Annotated in this window: 16 protein-coding genes; 7 read left to right on the top strand and 9 right to left on the bottom strand. The window is 71.7% G+C overall.

What is annotated here, in order from left to right; genetic code table 11:
* Nucleotides 1–58 precede the first annotated feature (58 nt).
* Nucleotides 59–1,042 carry a Gfo/Idh/MocA family protein gene (locus ACLJQF_RS41620; RefSeq protein ID WP_410615816.1) on the top strand — a complete coding sequence of 328 codons (984 nt, stop codon included), beginning with the start codon at nt 59–61 and terminating at the stop codon, nt 1,040–1,042.
* Here the strand turns inward: ACLJQF_RS41620 and ACLJQF_RS41625 are convergent.
* Nucleotides 1,003–1,584: an NADAR family protein gene (locus ACLJQF_RS41625; protein WP_410615817.1), complete on the bottom strand. Its 582-nt coding sequence runs from the start codon at nt 1,582–1,584 to the stop codon at nt 1,003–1,005. The two genes, ACLJQF_RS41620 and ACLJQF_RS41625, sit on opposite strands and share 40 nt — an antisense overlap.
* Before the next feature lie 70 nt (nt 1,585–1,654).
* On the bottom strand, nt 1,655–2,863 hold the full coding sequence (locus ACLJQF_RS41630) for a glycosyl hydrolase family 8 (RefSeq protein WP_410615818.1): 1,209 nt from the start codon (nt 2,861–2,863) through the stop codon (nt 1,655–1,657).
* A gap of 156 nt (nt 2,864–3,019) precedes the next feature.
* Here ACLJQF_RS41630 and ACLJQF_RS41635 point away from each other — a divergent pair, with 156 nt between their 5' ends.
* Complete coding sequence (locus ACLJQF_RS41635; RefSeq protein ID WP_410615819.1) at nt 3,020–3,421, top strand: TIGR03618 family F420-dependent PPOX class oxidoreductase; 402 nt, start codon at nt 3,020–3,022, stop codon at nt 3,419–3,421.
* Nucleotides 3,422–3,668: 247 nt separating this feature from the next.
* Complete coding sequence (locus ACLJQF_RS41640) at nt 3,669–3,959, top strand: hypothetical protein (RefSeq protein WP_410615820.1); 291 nt, start codon at nt 3,669–3,671, stop codon at nt 3,957–3,959.
* Here the strand turns inward: ACLJQF_RS41640 and ACLJQF_RS41645 are convergent.
* Both ACLJQF_RS41645 and ACLJQF_RS41650 read right to left on the bottom strand, forming a co-directional pair.
* Nucleotides 3,956–4,501 (bottom strand): TetR/AcrR family transcriptional regulator, encoded by a 546-nt coding sequence (locus tag ACLJQF_RS41645; RefSeq protein WP_410615821.1) that lies wholly within the window; start codon nt 4,499–4,501, stop codon nt 3,956–3,958. The genes ACLJQF_RS41640 and ACLJQF_RS41645 overlap by 4 nt on opposite strands.
* Nucleotides 4,501–6,045: an acyl-CoA synthetase gene (locus tag ACLJQF_RS41650; RefSeq protein ID WP_410615822.1), complete on the bottom strand. Its 1,545-nt coding sequence runs from the start codon at nt 6,043–6,045 to the stop codon at nt 4,501–4,503. The genes ACLJQF_RS41645 and ACLJQF_RS41650 overlap by 1 nt, the downstream gene beginning before the upstream one ends.
* A gap of 159 nt (nt 6,046–6,204) precedes the next feature.
* Here ACLJQF_RS41650 and ACLJQF_RS41655 point away from each other — a divergent pair, with 159 nt between their 5' ends.
* Entirely contained in the window at nt 6,205–7,602 is a 1,398-nt protein-coding gene (locus ACLJQF_RS41655) for a glycoside hydrolase family 28 protein (RefSeq protein WP_410615823.1), read from the top strand.
* Between the two features lie 59 nt (nt 7,603–7,661).
* On the opposite strand, the gene ACLJQF_RS41660 is transcribed toward ACLJQF_RS41655, so the two are convergent.
* Both ACLJQF_RS41660 and ACLJQF_RS41665 read right to left on the bottom strand, forming a co-directional pair.
* Nucleotides 7,662–8,141: a hypothetical protein gene (locus ACLJQF_RS41660; RefSeq protein WP_410615824.1), complete on the bottom strand. Its 480-nt coding sequence runs from the start codon at nt 8,139–8,141 to the stop codon at nt 7,662–7,664.
* Between the two features lie 116 nt (nt 8,142–8,257).
* Nucleotides 8,258–8,629, bottom strand: coding sequence for a winged helix-turn-helix transcriptional regulator (locus tag ACLJQF_RS41665; RefSeq protein ID WP_410615825.1), 372 nt, complete (start codon nt 8,627–8,629; stop codon nt 8,258–8,260).
* A 93-nt stretch (nt 8,630–8,722) separates the two neighbouring features.
* On the opposite strand from ACLJQF_RS41665, the gene ACLJQF_RS41670 reads away from it, so the two are divergent.
* Nucleotides 8,723–9,127, top strand: a complete 405-nt coding sequence (locus tag ACLJQF_RS41670) for a RidA family protein (protein WP_410615826.1) — start codon at nt 8,723–8,725, stop codon at nt 9,125–9,127.
* Here ACLJQF_RS41670 and ACLJQF_RS41675 read toward each other — a convergent pair.
* The 3 genes from ACLJQF_RS41675 to ACLJQF_RS41685 all read right to left on the bottom strand — a co-directional run bounded on the left by ACLJQF_RS41675 (nt 9,124) and on the right by ACLJQF_RS41685 (nt 13,210).
* The gene (locus tag ACLJQF_RS41675; protein ID WP_410615827.1) at nt 9,124–10,326 is read right to left on the bottom strand and encodes a GTPase; all 1,203 of its coding nucleotides are present in this window, start codon (nt 10,324–10,326) and stop codon (nt 9,124–9,126) included. The genes ACLJQF_RS41670 and ACLJQF_RS41675 overlap by 4 nt on opposite strands.
* Nucleotides 10,323–12,104: an isoniazid inducible protein IniA gene (locus ACLJQF_RS41680; protein ID WP_410615828.1), complete on the bottom strand. Its 1,782-nt coding sequence runs from the start codon at nt 12,102–12,104 to the stop codon at nt 10,323–10,325. The genes ACLJQF_RS41675 and ACLJQF_RS41680 overlap by 4 nt, the downstream gene beginning before the upstream one ends.
* A 101-nt stretch (nt 12,105–12,205) precedes the next feature.
* Nucleotides 12,206–13,210 (bottom strand): IniB N-terminal domain-containing protein, encoded by a 1,005-nt coding sequence (locus ACLJQF_RS41685; protein ID WP_410615829.1) that lies wholly within the window; start codon nt 13,208–13,210, stop codon nt 12,206–12,208.
* Between the two features lie 303 nt (nt 13,211–13,513).
* Here ACLJQF_RS41685 and ACLJQF_RS41690 point away from each other — a divergent pair, with 303 nt between their 5' ends.
* Nucleotides 13,514–14,638, top strand: a complete 1,125-nt coding sequence (locus tag ACLJQF_RS41690) for a molecular chaperone DnaK (protein ID WP_410615830.1) — start codon at nt 13,514–13,516, stop codon at nt 14,636–14,638.
* Nucleotides 14,635–17,010: a LuxR C-terminal-related transcriptional regulator gene (locus ACLJQF_RS41695; RefSeq protein WP_410615831.1), complete on the top strand. Its 2,376-nt coding sequence runs from the start codon at nt 14,635–14,637 to the stop codon at nt 17,008–17,010. Before ACLJQF_RS41690 ends, ACLJQF_RS41695 begins: the two co-directional genes overlap by 4 nt.
* Nucleotides 17,011–17,023 lie beyond the last annotated feature (13 nt).

Raw genomic sequence — 17,023 nt, forward strand, 5'->3', positions numbered from 1 at the left:
CAGTGTTGAAGAGGTCAACTGCGTGTTGAAGTTTGCCTTCCGGTGCTAGCTTCGCAACATGAGCCTGCGGATCGGCATCCTGGGGGCGGCTCGCATCGCGCCCGCGGCCTTGGTCAAACCTGCTGCGTCTGTCCCTTCGGTCGCGGTCACCGCGGTGGCGGCGCGGTCACTCGATCGCGCGCAAGCGTTTGCCTCCAGGCACGGCATTCCGACAGCGCATCCGTCGTACGAAGCGCTCCTGGCCGACCCGGACGTCGACGCGGTGTACAACCCGCTGCCGAACGGCCTGCACGGCCGCTGGACGCTCGCGGCCTTGGCAGCGGGAAAGCACGTCTTGTGCGAGAAGCCGTTCACGGCGAACGCGGCAGAAGCGCGCGAGGTCGCCCAGGCGGCGGCCGCGTCGGACCGCGTGGTGATGGAGGCGTTCCACTACCGCTACCACCCGCTGGCCCTGCGGGTGGAGAAGATCGTGGCGGCGGGCGAGCTGGGCACGGTGGAGCGCGTGGAGACGGCGTTGTGCTTCCCGCTGCCGAAGTTCTCGGACATCCGCTACGACTACGGGCTGGCGGGCGGGGCGACGATGGACGCGGGCTGCTACGCGGTCCACATGGCACGGGTCTTCGGCGGCGAGACACCTTCGGTGGTGTCGGCTTCGGCGAAGCTGCGATCACCCCGGGTGGACCGGGCGATGACGGCGGAGCTTGCCTACCCATCCGGCCACACCGGGCGGATCGAGTGCTCGATGTGGTCGTCGTCGGTGCTGAAGATCAGCGCGAAGGTAATCGGGTCACGGGGGTCGCTGTCGGTGGTCAACCCGTTGATGCCGCAGGCTTACCACCGGCTTTCGGTCAAGGTCGGCAAGTCGCGCAGGACGGAGAAGTTCCCGCGGCGGGCGACGTATGAGTACCAGCTGGACGCGTTCGCGGCGGCGGTACTGGAGGGCGCACCGGTGAAGACCTCGGCGGCGGACGCGGTGGAGACGATGACGGTGATCGACGAGATCTACCGGGCCGCCGGGTTGCCGGTCCGGGAGCCGAGCTGAGTTCGGACGTCCGCGAGGGCGAAGCCGAGGAGGTTGAGCCCGCGCCACGCCCGCGGCTTCTCGGCCCGCGGGTCGTCGGCCGCCAGGCCGATCCCCCAGACCCGGTCGACCGGGCTCGCCTCGACGAGCACCCGCTCGCCGGTCCCGGCCAGGTATCGTCCGAGCTCAGGATGCTGTAAGAACTTCGCCGTGCTTCCTTCGACCACGATCCCGAAGCGGTGGGCCACCCAGGTTTCCTCGTCGAAGCCGCGCACCCGGCGGCCGAAGTCCTTGGCCTGCTTCGGGTGCACCGCCGTGAGCACCTGCGCGGCCACCTCTTCGTCGCCGAAGAGCTTCGCCTTGCGCCACATCATGTAGTGCTCGGCCGTGGCGAAACGGACCTCGTCGACCTCGAACGGCGAGGGCCACCACTGACTGAAGCACCCGGCGCCGACCCCGCCTCCGCGGGGTGGGCGGTGACCCCAGAAGTACACGTACTTGAACCGCCGGCCCGCGTCGAGGGCGCGGGTCAGCTCCTCGACACTGCGCGGGCAATCGGTCATGCCGCCAGTCTCACCCACGAACCAGCCGTCCCGCACCCGAAATATCCGGGTGCGGGACGACCACCGAAACCTACGCCGCCACGTAATTCCCGCTCAGGATCAGCAGGACCTGGATCGTGATTCCCGTCCCGTAGTAGTCCGTCGCGTCGGGTGACCACGTCGAAACCGCCGTCCACAGCTTGTCCAGCCAGGCCTGGCTGCCCGGGTCCGTCATCGCCGCCACCGCGAACGGGGCGGTGAAACACGGGTGCTGGCCATTTTCGGTCTTCGAGCCCGACAGCGAGTAACCGCTCTGGATCTTCGACGGGTCGCCACCGGTCGCCGACTTGATCCACGTGTTCATCTTGCGGACCTGTACGGCCGCCGCGCTCCCGGAGAACGAGATCGCGTCCGCGCCCAGACGCCACGGGTCGCGGCAGGCGTTCCAGCTGTACTTGCCGTCGTACGGGCCCTCCAGAAACTCCGCCGGGGCCGGCTTCGGCGTCGAGTTCGTGTTGACCACGAAGTCCGGCAGCAACCCCGTGTTCGGCGCGTACGACGACTGCAGCTGACTCACCGCCGTCTCCGAGCGGGTACGGACCGACGTCCAGAAGCTGTCACCCGTCGCCGTGGCGAAGGCGCGCAGGTGGCCCGGCATCCAGTCCGACGAGCGCGAGCTGTTCTTGTACTTCGAGTCGTCAATGCCCCAGTCGCCGAGCGCGGTGAACTTCGTCGAACTGCTCACCTCGCTCTTCTTGATGGCGTTGATGATCCGGACGGCTTCGGCCTGGTAGTTCACCGCACCGCCGCTGCCCCACTTCTTGTCCGCGATCAGCAGGCCGTAGGCGATTTCGAGGTCGCCGTCGGTGGCCGAGTCGCTGCCGTTGACGCTCTTGCAGCTCGAATTCTGCTCGGCCGCGTGCAGGTCCTTGTTGTTGACCGACGGGTGCGCCTTGACGAACTTCAGGATGCCGTCGACGATCGAGCGCGCCTGCGGGTCCTTGTCCGCCATCATCGCCGAGATCGTCATGCCGTAGCCCTCGCCCTCGGCGACGAAGGAGTGGTCGGCGTCCTTGGAAAGCACGGCGTAGGTGCCGGTGCCGCACTTGGTCGTCAGGAAGTTCTTCTTCCAGAAGTCGTAGTACTTCTGGAGTGCCGCATCCTGCGTGGCCTGCGAGACGGACGGCCGCAGCGTTCCCGGCACGTACGGCGTGCCGGCCGCGGACGCAGCCGTCGGCACGCTCAGCAGCCCCGCGGCGAGCGCGGCCGAAACCACCACCGCCCGGACGACTCTCTTCATGGCTCCTCCGTAAAGACATCGTTGGCTGCGGCGAAGGTGATCGAAGCCTGACAGAAGGTTCAAGACCAGGTCAAGAGCGTTAGGAAACTTTCCTTACTATTACCGTGCGTGGGTCCCGCGACGCCCCGCCCACCCGGACGGACTAGCGTGGCCGTCATGAAGATCGACCTCGACGGCCGCGGGCCGGACTTCCGCGCGTTCTGGACCGAACGCCACCTGGCCACGCTGACCACGGTCCGCCCGGACGGCACCCCGCACGTCGTCGCGGTCGGGGTCACCGTCGACTTCGAGGCCGGCCTCGCACGCGTGATCACCTTCGCCCCGTCGGTCAAGGCCCGGCTCGTGCGCGCGGCGGGCGCGGAGGGGATCCCGGTCGCGGTCTGCCAGCTCGACGGCCCCCGCTGGTCCACTTTGGAGGGACGAGCGGTGCTGCGCGACGACCCGGAGTCGGTGCGCGACGCCGAAAACCGGTACGCCGCCCGCTACCGGCAGCCCAAGCCGAACCCGCAGCGGGTCGTCATCGAGATCGCCGTGACCCGGGTGCTCGGCAACGCCTAGTACTTGTGCGCGACCTGGGAAACAAGGGCAGCCGGTCTGCTGGTCTGCCGCGGCACTCGTGAGTGGTAAATAGGGTTCTAACCCTATTTACCACTCACGACCAGCCGCGGCAGACCAACCAGCCCCACCTCCAAGCTCACTCCGGCAGGCCACCTCCGCCACCGCACGAACCGATTTCCACCGATCGCCGATTCCGAACGGACCACGGCCCGTCCTACTTTGGGCGAAACGACCGAAGGTGGACACCATGAACCGCATCGAATCCGCAGCGCAGAACCTGGCTCCCGGAACCGAACTCGAACCGCTCATGCCCGTCGAGCCGCTCAGCTGCGCGGTCGCCGTGTGGCGGGCCGTCACCCGGCTCGCCACCGCCGAGCGGGCCACCGCCGAGCGCGAGTTCGCGCGCGCCATCGCCCAGGGCTCGCCGGACCTCGGCCACATCGGGTTCTACCCGGCCGTGGACCTGGTCCGGCATGCGGCGCCGTCCGAAGGCGCCTCCCTGATGCAGCTGGTGAACGCCATCGAAGCCCAGCTCTAACGGCCTGCGCGGGAGTGCACCAGCCGGGTGTACTCCGCCAGCAGCTCCGTCAGCTCGCCGTGCTCCCCCGCCGACGCCAGCTGCTGGTGGCCCACCAGCATCGCCATCCCGAGCGACGTCAGCGTCCGGGCCAGCGCCCGGTCGCCGACGATGCCTTCGACCGCCTTGCCGACCGTCCGGAGCCGGGCGTCGTCGACACGTTTCTGCGCCGCGCGCACGGTTTCGTCGTTCCTCGCCCACGCGCGGATGGCGGCCTCGGCCTCGTGCGGCAGCCCGAGAGTGAGGTCCATCAGCGCGCCGAAGTCGGCCGTCGGTCCGCCGGTGCCGAAGCCGCCCTCGCGCAGGATGCGCACCTGACGGTTCTCCCAGTGGTCCAGCAGTTGCGCCACGAACCCCGGCCAGCCGCCGAAGTGGTGGTAGAACGACCCGCTCGTGACGCCGAGGCCGCGGCACAGCGCGCCGACGTTCAGCTCGGTGAAACCGTCCCGCGCCAGCACGTCCAGCGCGGCGTCGAAGTACCCGTATCGGGTGACCGGCGGCATCAGACGTTCCGGTCCCGGTCCCGCCAGTAGGGTTCGCGCAGCGATCGCTTGAGGATCTTGCCGGTGGCGTTGCGCGGCAGCGCCGCCACGATGTCCACACTGCGCGGGCACTTGTAGTGCGCCAGCCGCTCGCGGCAGAACTCGACCAGCTTGTCCGCGTCGAGCTGGTCGCCGGCGACGACGGCCTTGACCTGCTCGCCCCACCGGTCGTCCGGCACGCCGATCACGGCCACCTCGGCGACGCCGGGGAACTCCGCCACCACGCGCTCGACCTCGGGCGAGTAGACGTTCTCGCCGCCGGTGATGATCATGTCCTTGACGCGGTCCTCGAGGAACAGGAATCCGCCGTCGTCGAGACGCCCGACGTCGCCGGTGCGGACCCAGCCGTCCACGACGGTCTCCGCGGTGGCCTCGGGCTTGCCGAGGTAGCCCGCCATCCGCTGCTCGGTGCGCACCCACACCTCGCCGACCGCCGTGTCCTCCGCCGTGACCGGGTCGACGATCCGGATGTCCACGCCGGACAGTGCGGTGCCGGCCGAGGCCAGCCGTTCCGGACGAGTGGGGTCGCGGTGCGCCTCCGGATCCAGCGCGGTGACCGCGCCGGACAGCTCGGTCATGCCGTAGACCTGGGCGAACTTGACGTCCGGCCAGGCGGCGAGCACCGTGCGCAGCAGCGGGAGCGGCATCGGCGAGGCGCCGTAGCAGAGGTACTTCAACCGGGAGAACGCCTGGAGCGCGGCCTCGCCGGCCTGCGCGATCCCGGCCACGACGGCGGGCACGAGGAAGGCGTGCGTGATCCCGGCCCCCAGTGCCGCGAACAGCGACGCCGCGTCCGGCTCGCGGGTCAGGTAGGACGGCTCCCCGTAGAGGAACCCGGACACCGCGTAGCAGCTGCCGCCGACGTGGAACAGCGGCATCGCGACCAGGTTGACGTCGCCCGGGCCGATCGGGAACGCGGTCCCGGCGGCGAGGCCGTGCGCGAGGACGCTGCGGTGGGTCAGCACCGCGCCCTTCGGGAAGCCGGTGGTGCCGCTGGTGTACATGATCAGGACGCCGTCGTCGGTGTCGACACCGGTTCCGTCGTACGGCGCGCCGGACGCCAGGAAGGCCTCGTACTCGTCGGCATCGCCGCCGACGACGATCACGCGTTCCACCGCGGGCAGCCGGTCGCGGATCGCGTCCAACGCGGGCCGGAGCTCGGCGCCGACGAAGACCACCTTGGCGCCCGCGTCTTCGAGGACGTAGGCGAGTTCGTCACCGGAAAGCCGCCAGTTCACCACGGCGTCGGCCGCACCGAGACCGGCCGCCGCGAAGGTCGTCTCCAGGCAGGCCGGGTGGTTCTTGTCGACGAACGCGACCCGGTCACCGCGGCCGATGCCGGCGGCCGCAAGGGCCCCGGACAGCCGGCGGACACGCTCGTCGAACTCCGCCCAGGTCCACGACCGCTCGCCGAAGATCAGCGCGGTGTCGGCCGGACGTTCCCGCGCCCAGTGCGCCAGGAGCTCGCCGAACAACCGGACCCGCGGGCGGACGTCTTCGGGCATGGGAGTCCCCTTCGGGCCGGCTTTGGACCATAGACCGGTCTATGGTGCGCCGCGGCCACGCGGGCGTCAATACCGGTCAGCGGGACCTTTTTTGACCGCATTGTCGGCATATCGCATGCTGTACATGATGTATGACGGTCCTCGACGAGGAGGCTTCGGATGACGGGCAGCACCCGGCGTGAATTCCTGAAGGCCGCGAGCGTGGCGGGCGGGCTACTGGCCGCGGGCGCGGTGTTCGGACCGGCGGGCGCAAACGCGGCCCCCGACGACCCGTGGGCACGCGTGCCGGTGATCCTCGGCCGGATCACCCCGCCGTCGTTCCCGGAGCGGGTCTTCGACATCCGGTCCTACGGCGCGGTCGGCGACAACTCGACCGACTGCACCCCCGCGTTCAAGGCGGCCATCGCCGCATGCAACGCCGCCGGCGGCGGGCGTGTGCTGGTCCCCGCGGGGAAGTTCCGCACGGGCAAGATCCACCTGCTGTCCAAAGTGGAGCTCCACGTGCTCGGCACGATCCGGTTCCGCAGTGACGCCGCGTCGTACCTGCCGGTGGTGTTCACCCGCTGGCAGGGCATCGAATGCCACAACTACTCGCCGTTCCTCTACGCGATCGACCAGACCGACGTCGCCATCACCGGATCCGGCACGATCGACGGGAACGCGGCCGCCGGCCCCTGGTTCGACTTCGACGGCAAGCGCGGCCCCGACTGGGACCGGCTCCAGCAGCAGGCGGCCGACGGGGTGCCGGTGGCGCAGCGGGTGTTCGGCGACAAGCACTTCCTCAAGCCGAACCTGATCCAGTTCTACCGGTGCCGCAACGTCCTGGTCGAGGGCGTCGCGCTGCGGAACCCGGCGATGTGGACGGTGCACCCGGTGCTGTGCCGCAACGTGACGGTCCGGAACGTGACGATCTACTCGCGCGGCGCGATGGTCGACGGCGTCGACCCGGAAAGCTGCGCGGACGTGCACATCCACGGCTGTTCCTTCGACACCGGCGACGACGGCACGGTGATCAAGTCCGGCCGCGACACCGACGGCCGCCGCGTCGGCGTGCCGAGCGAGGACATCGTCATCGAGGACAACGACTACTACGGCCGCTGGGGCGCGATCACCGTCGGCAGCGAGATGTCCGGCGGCGTGCGCAACGTCTTCGCGCAGGACAACCGGATCCACGCCGGTTCGTCGTACAAGTCGTTCTACGGCGTGTACCTCAAGACGAACCCCCGGCGCGGCGGGGTCGTCTCGGACATCCACGTGCGCCGGCTGACCGGCAGCCCGGTCGACCGCGGCGCGATCTTCGTCGACATGAACTACAGCCTCACCGGCCCGGGCTACGGCCCGATCGTGCAGCCGGTGATCCGCGACATCGACCTGAGTGACATCCACCTCGACGACGCGCCGTTCGCGCTGAAGATCAGCGGCGCCAAGGAGAGCCCGCTGACCGGGTTCCGCCTGGCGGACAGCACGTTCACGAAGATCGACACCCCGGCGCCGCAGATCACGAACGCGCGGGACGTGACGCTGTCGAACGTGACGGTGAACGGCAACCCGGTCTAGCCGGTCTGGCCTTCGAAGCGGAGCCGGGTTCTCGGCGGCCCGGCTTCCCGCCGGGGGCGTCACGTGGATTCCTTGAGCGTCACGCTCAGAAGAGGCCAGAACCCCGAAACCCAACGAGCGAGAAGCCCCGCCACCATGACAACGATTCCGTACTGCAGCATCGCGTCCCGCATCTCGTCGGCACTGGCGTGTCCGATGCCGGCCTCCGGTGGCGCACTGAACCGTGCGCCCACCTCGCCGAGGCGAAGAAAACCCTCCACCGTCACAACGATGAACACGACGTGCAGCAAACGGCCGAGGGAATCGCGCCAGGGCTCATACTTCGGCTCTAGCCTGAGCATGAGCCCGAACGCTGTCACGCCGAGTCCGTAACCGAGGATCCCGGCCCTCGACGATGGCCGCCCCCAGTCGGCCAGGCTCACCAGCGCGTGATGATGGCTGATGCCATCCCACAGCACCCATGCCAACAGGGCGAACCCGATTGACACGACGACGCCACCAACGTGACGCATTATCCGATAGGCAGTCCGATCGGCCACGGCATATCCCTCTTCCGAAGAGGACGGTACGTAGCTAGTCGGCCGCGTTGCGTCGGGTGTTTCGGTGTGCCCAACCCGTCACCTGATCAGGTCAATCGATCGTGTGCCGGCCCGGTTCAGCCGGCCTGGCCTTCGAAGCGGAGCCGGGCGGTTTCGATGTCCTCGATGTACCGCTGGGTCCAGCCGCACATGCTATCGACCGTCGCGCGCAGGCCCTGACCGGGTTCGGTGAGGGTGTACTCGACGCGCGGCGGCACGGTCGGGTACACCTCACGTTCGATCAGGCCGTTGCGCTCCAGCATGCGCAGGTTCTGCGTGAGCATCTTGTGGCTGATGCCCTCGACCTCGTTCCGCAGCTCGCTGAAGCGCAGCGTGCGCTCGCCGAGGGTCTCGATGATCAGGAACGCCCACTTGTTGGCGACGTCGGAGAAGATCTCGCGCGCCAGCGAATCCGCACGCGAGAGGTCCGCGTCCTGCTTGGTCACCATCTGGTTCCCCCGTCACCGAAAAGTGCCTTCTTCCGCATGGTCCAACACTCTCCTATGGTTCCTGGGTAACCACAAGAGATCACGGAGGAGAAAATGGCTGTCACCCTGGTGAACCCCGCTGGGCTGCCCGAAATCGACGTCTACCACCAGGTCGCGGTCGCCGAGGGGACGAAGCTGGTCTTCGTCGCCGGGCAGGTCGCCTGGGGCGCCGACGGCGTCACGATCGGCGAAGGTGACCTCGCCGCGCAGGTCGAGCGGAGCTACCTCAACGTCGGCACCGCGCTGGCCGGGGCCGGCGGCTCGTTCGACGACGTCGTGAAACTGACGTTCTACGTCGTCGGCTGGACCCCGGACCAGATGCCCGCGCTGCTGGACGGCATCGCCCGGGCGACCGCGAAGCTGGACACCAAGGCGAGTCCGCCGGCCACCCTGATCGGGGTCGCGGCGCTGGACGTCCCCGAGCACCTGGTCGAAATCGAAGCGACCGCGGTGCTCTAGGCGAACAACGCGAGCAGTCCCTCGGCCGACCGCACCACCACGTGCGCCGCCGTCCGCTCCGCGTGCGGGCGGTCCGGACGCTCGGCCTCGTGCCGCCAGCGCCGCAGGGCGTCCAGGCCGGCGTCGTAGATCTCGTTCGGGTCGGCGTCCGGTTCCAGGCCCAATCGATCAGCCGGCGCCGTGCCCTGCGCGCCCAGCAACCGGACCGCTTCCTCGGCGGGCTCGCCGGACAGCGCCGTCCGGCCGCCGCGGATGTCGGCGATCAGCCGCAACTCACGGAAGTCGTGTGCGGCCGCGGCGAACCGCTCCACCCGGGACACCAGCCGGTCGCCGCCCGGGCGGGGCTGGGCCGCGAGCAGCGTCTCCAGCCGGATGATCGCCGTCCGGGCGCGCAACGCCTCGGCCCGCGCGACGAAGCACCCGGCGAGAGTGTCCCGCAGCTCGCCCAAACCACTGCGGCGCACCAGTTCCGCCGACAGCTTGACGCGGTCGTCGCAGCCGGTGCGGATCAGCGTGAGCGCCAGCCGGACGCCGAACATCCCGAACCGCACCACCAGCGACCGCCGCGTCTCGACCGGGATCGGGCCCGGGAACGCCGGATCGGTGAACGAATCCACCGACAGCACGTGCCGTTCCAGTTCCTCGCGCGGCACCGCGGCGAAGGCCGCCAGGAGGTCGAACTCGTCGTCGCGCAACGACCGGCCGCCGTAGGCGAGCTGCCCCGCGACGGCGATCACGCCCAGGAATCCGGTGCACAGCGGGTCTTCCCGCCACGCGCGCCGCGCCAGCTGCTTCGCGGTGAGCAGCGCGTCGATCCGGCCCGCGCCGACCTCGTCGGCTCGCGACAACACGAGCACCGAGTTCACCGCGCTCTGCCGCGCGAACGCCGAGCCGCCCGGCGGGTGCGCCGCCGCGAGTTCGTCCGGCTCCAGGTGGCGGACCAGCCGGACCGTCGCGTCCGGGACGTCGTCGGCCGGGCCGGGGTCGTCCAGCAGCACGAGGTCGCGCAGCGCCCGCGTCGGCCATTCGCCCAGCGCGGCGGCGAGCGTCGTCTTCCCCGACGACGGCGCTCCGGTGAAGGCGACGCGCAGCGGCTGCTCCAGCCGGTTCAGGCAGTCGTGCAGCAGCGCCGAAGCCCGCGGGTCGTCCCGGTAGAGCCCGGCCGCGGCGTGCAGCAGGTCGCGGACGTCCTGGGTCACGCCGAAAGCTCCCGGCGCTGCTGCCGTCCGGCGATCGTGCCGAGCTCGCCCGCGCGCTGGTGCAGCCCGGCGAGCCGGTCGATCTCGCGGCGGATGTGCCCGGTGCGCCGCTCCCGCTCGGCGGTGCCGGCCAGGATCGTCTCGCGTTCGTGCGTGAGCTCGTCGGCGAGTTCCTCGGCCAGCCCGGTGAAGTGGTCGCGCAGGCGCCGCTGGACGACGCGGATGGCGTCGCGGCATTCCTTGCCGAACCGCAGGAAGACGTCGTCGACGTGCCGCTGCGCCGCCTGCTTGGCGACGGCTTGCCGCCGCTGCAGCCGCATCCCGCCTTCGTCCTTGATCGTCTTCGCGGCGAACGCCGCACCGGCGCCGAGCGAGACCGGGTTGATCAGCGGCAACCCGGCGAGGCTGGTGACCAGGCCGAACATCAGCACACCGCCGTACGATCCGCGCAGCCCGGTGAAGGCCTGCTGGCCGATCTTGAACTTCTCGATCTTCGGCCGCCCGACCTCGTCGAGGTGTTCCACCCCCGAGCCGTCGAGCCGCAGGTCGGGCAGCGCGCGGTCGTACTGGGCGCCGAAGCACGCCGCGACCGCCTGCGCGATCCACTCCGCCCGGTCGGCCAGCCACGTGTAGTTCGTGTCGACGGCCTCGGCCAGCGCGTTGTCCAGCCAGGGCGCGAATTCGTCCCACACCTTCGCCGGGTCGCCTTCGTCGAAGGTCCGGTCGATGGTGGTGACGATCTTGCGGGTCCGCTCGCGCAGGTCGTACTCGGCGTCGGACAGCAGGTCGGTGATCTCGTCGGAGAGCATGTTCTGCCACCGGGTGTTCTGCCGGCGCAGGTCGTCGGCGCGGCGCTGGGCCCGCTGCAGCAGCGCGGCCTGGCCGAGCCCGGCGTCATTGACGGCTGCATCATTGCGGTCGCGCAGCGTCTCGACCAGTTCGGCGGCGGCCGCGCGGACACCCACCGCGGCGAGCAGCGCGCGGGACTGCTCGGGCGGGCGCGCGGCCTGCTCGGCGATCCAGCCCAGCAGCTCCGGGAAACCCGAGCGGGCGTTGAGTTCGGCGTCGCCGGTCTTCGCGGCGGCTTGACGCACGACGGCCGAAACCGGCAGGAGGGGCGCGTCGATCCCGGCCTCGCCGAGCATGGCGCGGTTCCGTTCGGCGACCGCGCGCCAGCCGGGAGAGGCGTCGATCTTCGTGAGCGCCAGCACGACGTGCGGGCACCAGGTGCGCACGTGCCGCGCGAGCGCGAGTTCGGCGGCGCTCAGCGGGGCGGTCGCGTCGGAGACGAGGATCACCGCGTCGGCTTCGGCGAGGAAATCCAGAGCCGCGGCCGTGCGCGGTGACCGCGGGTCACCGACCGGCGGGGTGTCGACCAGGACCAGGCCGGCCGAGAGGAGCTCGCGGGGCACGCCGACCTCGACGCGGCTGAGCGTGCCGGCCGGCCGGGCGCCGAGTTCGCCGGTGAGCCGTTCGACCGGGACGGGGATCCGTTCGCGGGACCGGCCGACGAGCGTCGCGGCGGGTTCGGCGGCGTAGGCGATTTCGGTGGGCACGGCGGGGGTCGCGGCGTCGCCGACCGCGCAGACCGGCGCGTTCAGCACGGCGTTGAGCAGATAACCCTTGCCCTGTTTGGGGAAGCCGAGCACGCCGAGCCGGGTCTGCCCGGCGGGGGCGTCCCGGCGTCTGCGCAGGCGCTCGGCGAGATCGGCGCGGCCGTGCGTGCGGCACGCGTCCAGCGTCTCGTTGAGCACTTCGAGCCAAGCCGGTGCGGTCACGATGGTCGAGTGTCCCCGCTTCACTCCCCGTACGCACACCGGGTGCCCGTCCCGCGGCTGCACCCAGACCGCGGGACGGGCACCGGTGACCGGTTCGGGGATCAGTGCCCGAGGTGGATGTCGTTGCCGGAGGCGATGTCGCCCAGGTGCAGGTTGCCCAGGGCGTTGTGGCTGACGTCGGCGACGTCGGACACCACGTCGTGGACGGCCGTGCCGTTGCCGGACGCGAGCTCGCCGACGTTGCCGACGGTGTTGTGGTCGACGTTGATGCCGGTGGCCGAGGTCACGGTGTTGGTGACGTCACCGAGGCCGTGGACGGCACCGGAGACCTCGCCGGTGACGTGCTTGACGTCGAGGTCGCCGGCGCCCTTGAGGATGCCGGAGAAGTCGCCGACGTTGCCCGCGACCGAGTTGACCGTGTGGGTCACGTCGCCGACGTGCGATACGGCCTCGTTGACCGGGGTGGACGCGGTGCCGAGCACCTCGCTGCCGATCGTGTGGGCGGTGCCCACGCCACCGACGACCGGCTGCTCGGCCAGCGTGGCCAGCGGCGCGACGGTGCTGGGGTCGGTCAGGTAGGCCGGGGCCGCGGTCAGGTTGGCCAGCGCCTGCGAGTCCAGACCGTGGGCCAGGTCGCCGCCGAGCACCGCACCGGTCACGTTGCCGGCCAGCGCGGTCACGTTGGCGGTGTTGGTGACGTCGTTCACGCCCGGCAGCGAGCCGAGACCGGCGACGGCGGGCAGCTCGCCCACGGCCGGGAGCTCGCCGACGCCCAGGTCGCCCACGCCCGGCAGGCCCGAGGTGGCCGGCAGGCCGAGGCCCGAGGTGAGCGCGGTGAGCTGGTCGATCGCGCCCTGGATGCCGGTCGCGTCGGTGCCCACCGGGGACAGGTCGCCGACGACCGGGAGGCCGCCCACGGCCGGGAGGCTGTCGACCGGCACGTAGTCGAGCACCAGCGGGATGACCTCGTGCACGTCGGCGGCGCTGACGTCGCCGAGACCGGCGGCGGCGAGGACGCCCTGCGGGTCCGTCCCGAAGGCCGCGAGCGCGGTCGGGTCGTTGAGCAGGTTGAGGGCGAAGTCGTGCAACGTCTGCACGGAGTCCATGGGGTTTCTCCAGATCCGGTGGTTCGGGGGACAGCAGCGACCGCAGGGACCGCCGCTCCGTCATCAAGGTAGGGAGACCGTCCCCCAGCGCACATCGGGGATCACTCCGAGTCGCGGTCCGGTCAGCCAATAGGGGATCGATATGTCATCGTTAGGGAGTTAGGGGCTCATCCGAGACGCGCTCAGTTGGGTTAAATCCCTCCAGACCCTTGCCTGACTAACCCGTTTGGGTGAGGATGCCCCGAACCCTAGGGGGAATCCGTGCCCCCGATCGGCCGCCGCGAGGTGAGGAGGAAAGCGCCGGTGCCCTACGTCCTCGGGATCGACGTGACCCAGGGCCGGACCCACGCCGCGACCTGCCGCCGACAGGGCCCCGGCTGGGGCGAGCCCGAACCCCTCTGGCTGGGTGAACGGTCCCCGGCCGCGGCGTCCGCGCTGTTCCTCGACGACGAGGGCTACCTGCTCACCGGTGACGCCGCCGCGCAGGCGGGCGCCCAGGTCCCGTCCCGGCTGCTCACCGGCTTCCACCGGCGGATCGGCGACGACGTGCCGATGCTCGTCGAAGGGGAGCCGTTCCCGCCCGAGACGCTCACCACCGTGCTCGTCGAAGGGATCGCCGAGCACGCCGCGAACCTGTTCGGCGGCCCCCCGCACCACCTGGTGCTGACCCACCCCGGCGACTGGGGCGGCTACCGCCGTGACGTGCTGCGCCGGGCACTGGCCGACGCGGGCTTCACCGCGGTGACGCTGGTCCCCGGCTCGATCGCCGCACTCGGCGCGCACCTGCCCCTCCCCGGCCCCGGCGCGCAGGTCGCCGGGGTCTGCGAGTTCGGCGCCGACGGCGTGAACGTGACGCTCGCGACGGCGAGCGGCGCCAGTGGCTGGCAGCCCGGTCAGAGCGCCGAAGGCGTCGCCCCGGCGGCCGCACTCAGCACCCTGTTCGCACTCGCCGGAGCGGCCTCGACGGCTCCGAAGAGGCTCGCCGGCGTAGTGTTCTGCGGCGACGTCCCCCCGCACGCGCTGCCGGCCCGGCCGCCGTGCCCGGTGTTCGCGGGACCGGTTCCGCCGGCGACCGCGGCCCTCGGTGCGGCCGCCGTCGCGGCGTTGCGCGCCGAGGGCCGGGGGACGCCGCAGGAACCCCCAGCTGTCGAGACCACCCTGCTCCCCAAGGTGGACACGCTCGGTGAGCTCGGCGAGCGGCCGCCCCGGCCGCCGGTCGAAATCACGCCGTTCGAGCTGCCCGAGCGCACCGGCCCGCTCAGCCTGTTCCGGCGGCGGCGCCCCCTCGCCGCCGCGGTCCTGGTGCTCGCCGCGGCCGTCTCGGCCGTCGTGATCACCGTCACCGCCCGCGAAGCCACCGCCGGCCCGACCTCTGCCCCCACCCCTGCCCCCACCCACTGCGCCCCCTCCGGTGAAGGTCACTGTTGAACACACTGCTCACGCAGGTTTTCCCGCCGCACGCCGTTCCCGTGCACCCGGCGGCCCGGCAACTGCTCGACCGCGTCGCCGCCGAGCCGGCGACTCCCCTGCGGCTCGCCGTCGTCGCCCCCGGTGGGTACGGCAAGAGCGTCCTGCTCACCGCGCTCGACCGCTGCTACCGCGAGGCCGGGGTCGAGGCCGTGCTGGTCGACGACGCCGACCGGCTCGGCCCCGAGCAGCTCGAGGAGGTACTCGCCGGCGCGGACGGCCCGATCGTCGTCGCGCACCGGCCGGCCGCGGTGGCGCCCGGCTGGACGCTGCTGCAGCTCGGCCCGCTCGGCGTCGAGGACGTGGCGCGGTTGATGTCCGCGGCGACGGGTTCGCCCGCCGACCCGGCGGCCGCGGCCGAGCTGCACGCCCGCAGCGGCGGGGTGCCGCGGCTGGCCGAGCGCGCGCTGCTGGGGCGGCTGGAGGAGTTCCGGCCCGAGCTCGACGAGCTCGACGACGACGTCCTCCGCTACCTGATCGCGGCCGAAGCCGGTGCCGGCCGCAACCTCGACCTGCTGTGCGCGCTGCTCGACCGCCGGCCCGACCAGCTGCCCGCCATCGTCGAGGCCGCCCGCGCGACCGGCCTGCTCGCCCCCGACGACACACTGCTGCCGCTGGCCGCGGCCGCCGTCCGCGACTTCGGGCCGCCCGCCCGCCGGCTCACGACGGTGCAGCGGCTGGTCGAACTGCAGCTGGCGAACGGCCTCCCGGTGCTGGACCTGGCCCGGTCCCTGCTCGGCACGGGCAGTTCCGGCGCGTCCGCGGCGGCCGCGTTCGCCGCGGCGGCCGGCGAAGCGCTGCCGTCCGACGCCCGCCTGGCGACGCGACTGTTCGAAGCCGCCGCCGAAGCGGGTGACCGCTCTCCGGCCGTCACGGCGGGCTGGGCGCGCGCGGCCGCGTTGTCCGGCGACCTCGACACGGCGTTGCGGCTCGGCGACGGGATGCTCGGCGCGGCCGACGCGGAAACCCGCGCGGCAGGCGCGGAAATCGCGGCGACCGTGCTGGCGCACCGCGGCGAACTGGCCCGCAGCGCCGAGCTGTACCACTGGGCGGGCCGCGCCGACGCGTTCTCCGCGACGGCCCTGGTCGGTACCGGTGACATCGAGGGCGCCCGGCGCCTGCTCGACTCCCCCACCCCGGGCGTCGCGCCGACGCTGTTCGCCGGCGCGGCCACCCGGATGGCCCGCGGCATCGTGGATTCGGTGTCCGGCTGCGCGACGGAGACGTTGTCGACGCTGCTCGGCGCGGCCACGATGCTGGAGCCCGCGCTGGGTGGCACGTTGCTGCCGGACAGCCCGGCCGCGCTGGCCGCGCTCGTCGCCCTGCACACCGGCGAGCTGGCGCTGGCGGAGTCCGTGCTGAACCGGGCCCTGGCCGGCGGAACCGGCGGCGAGCTGCTCGCCGCGCGGCACCGGTTGCTGCTGGGCTGGGTCGCGATGACGGCGGGCGACCTGGCGACGGCGGCGGAACACCGCGACGCCGTCGCGGGCCGGCCGCTGGAAGCGCGGGACGAGCTGTTCTTCGCGACCCTGGAGCTCGGCCTGGCGCGCCGTGCGAGCGACCTCGTCGGGCTGCAGCGGTCGTGGAACCGGGCGTACCAGGCGTCGATGCGGCAGCAGACGGACCTGTTCACGTTGCTGCCGCTGGGCGAGCTGGCGATCGCCGCGGCCCGCACCGGCGCGTTCGCCAAGCTCTCCGGCCAGTTCGAGCGCGCCCACGGCCTGCTGGCCCGGCTCGGTGAGCCTCCACTGTGGACGGTGTCGCTGGTCTGGCACGAGCTGCACGCGGCGATCACCCTGGAGGACGCGGACGCGGTCAAGGCCCACCTGGCCACCCTGACCACCCACGCCCACTGCGGCCGCCACCCCCGCGCCCTGGCCACGGCGGCCCGGGGCTGGCTGGCGGTGCTGGGCGGAACCTTCGACCCGGACGCCATTTCCGCGGCCGCGGCGGAACTGCACGACCTTGGCCTCCGCTGGGACGCGGCCCGCCTGGCCGGCCAAGCGGCGATCCGCACGTCCGACCGCAAGGCGATGGTCCAGCTCCTGGAGGCGGCCCGCCAGTTCCAGGGAACGGCGGCCCGCCGCGAACCCGGGGCCTCGTCGGAGCCGGCGGCGGGAACCGGCCTGGCGGCGCTGAGCGAGCGGGAGCTGGAAGTGGCTCGGTTGGTCGTCGAAGGGCTGACGTACAAGCAGGCGGGGAGCAAGCTGTTCATCTCGGGCAAGACGGTGGAGCACCACATGGCCCGGATCCGCGGAAAGCTCGGGGCGGCGGACCGGCGGGAGCTGCTGGCGACGCTGCGGGAGCTGCTTTCCCGGCCGGACGCGGGCTAACCGACCCCAGAAA

This window comes from Amycolatopsis sp. lyj-109 (assembly GCF_046548995.1).
Classification (GTDB): Bacteria; Actinomycetota; Actinomycetes; order Mycobacteriales; family Pseudonocardiaceae; genus Amycolatopsis.

Bases quoted from the DNA above. Each gene is read 5' to 3' on its own strand.
- ACLJQF_RS41620 (WP_410615816.1), top strand. From the start codon at position 59: ATGAGCCTGCGGATCGGCATCCTGGGGGCGGCTCGCATCGCGCCCGCG.
- ACLJQF_RS41665 (WP_410615825.1), bottom strand. From the start codon at position 8,629: ATGGTGACCAAGCAGGACGCGGACCTCTCGCGTGCGGATTCGCTGGCG.
- ACLJQF_RS41670 (WP_410615826.1), top strand. From the start codon at position 8,723: ATGGCTGTCACCCTGGTGAACCCCGCTGGGCTGCCCGAAATCGACGTC.
- ACLJQF_RS41630 (WP_410615818.1), bottom strand. From the start codon at position 2,863: ATGAAGAGAGTCGTCCGGGCGGTGGTGGTTTCGGCCGCGCTCGCCGCG.
- ACLJQF_RS41655 (WP_410615823.1), top strand. From the start codon at position 6,205: ATGACGGGCAGCACCCGGCGTGAATTCCTGAAGGCCGCGAGCGTGGCG.
- ACLJQF_RS41635 (WP_410615819.1), top strand. From the start codon at position 3,020: ATGAAGATCGACCTCGACGGCCGCGGGCCGGACTTCCGCGCGTTCTGG.
- ACLJQF_RS41640 (WP_410615820.1), top strand. From the start codon at position 3,669: ATGAACCGCATCGAATCCGCAGCGCAGAACCTGGCTCCCGGAACCGAA.
- ACLJQF_RS41650 (WP_410615822.1), bottom strand. From the start codon at position 6,045: ATGCCCGAAGACGTCCGCCCGCGGGTCCGGTTGTTCGGCGAGCTCCTG.
- ACLJQF_RS41645 (WP_410615821.1), bottom strand. From the start codon at position 4,501: ATGCCGCCGGTCACCCGATACGGGTACTTCGACGCCGCGCTGGACGTG.
- ACLJQF_RS41625 (WP_410615817.1), bottom strand. From the start codon at position 1,584: ATGACCGATTGCCCGCGCAGTGTCGAGGAGCTGACCCGCGCCCTCGAC.
- ACLJQF_RS41685 (WP_410615829.1), bottom strand. From the start codon at position 13,210: ATGGACTCCGTGCAGACGTTGCACGACTTCGCCCTCAACCTGCTCAAC.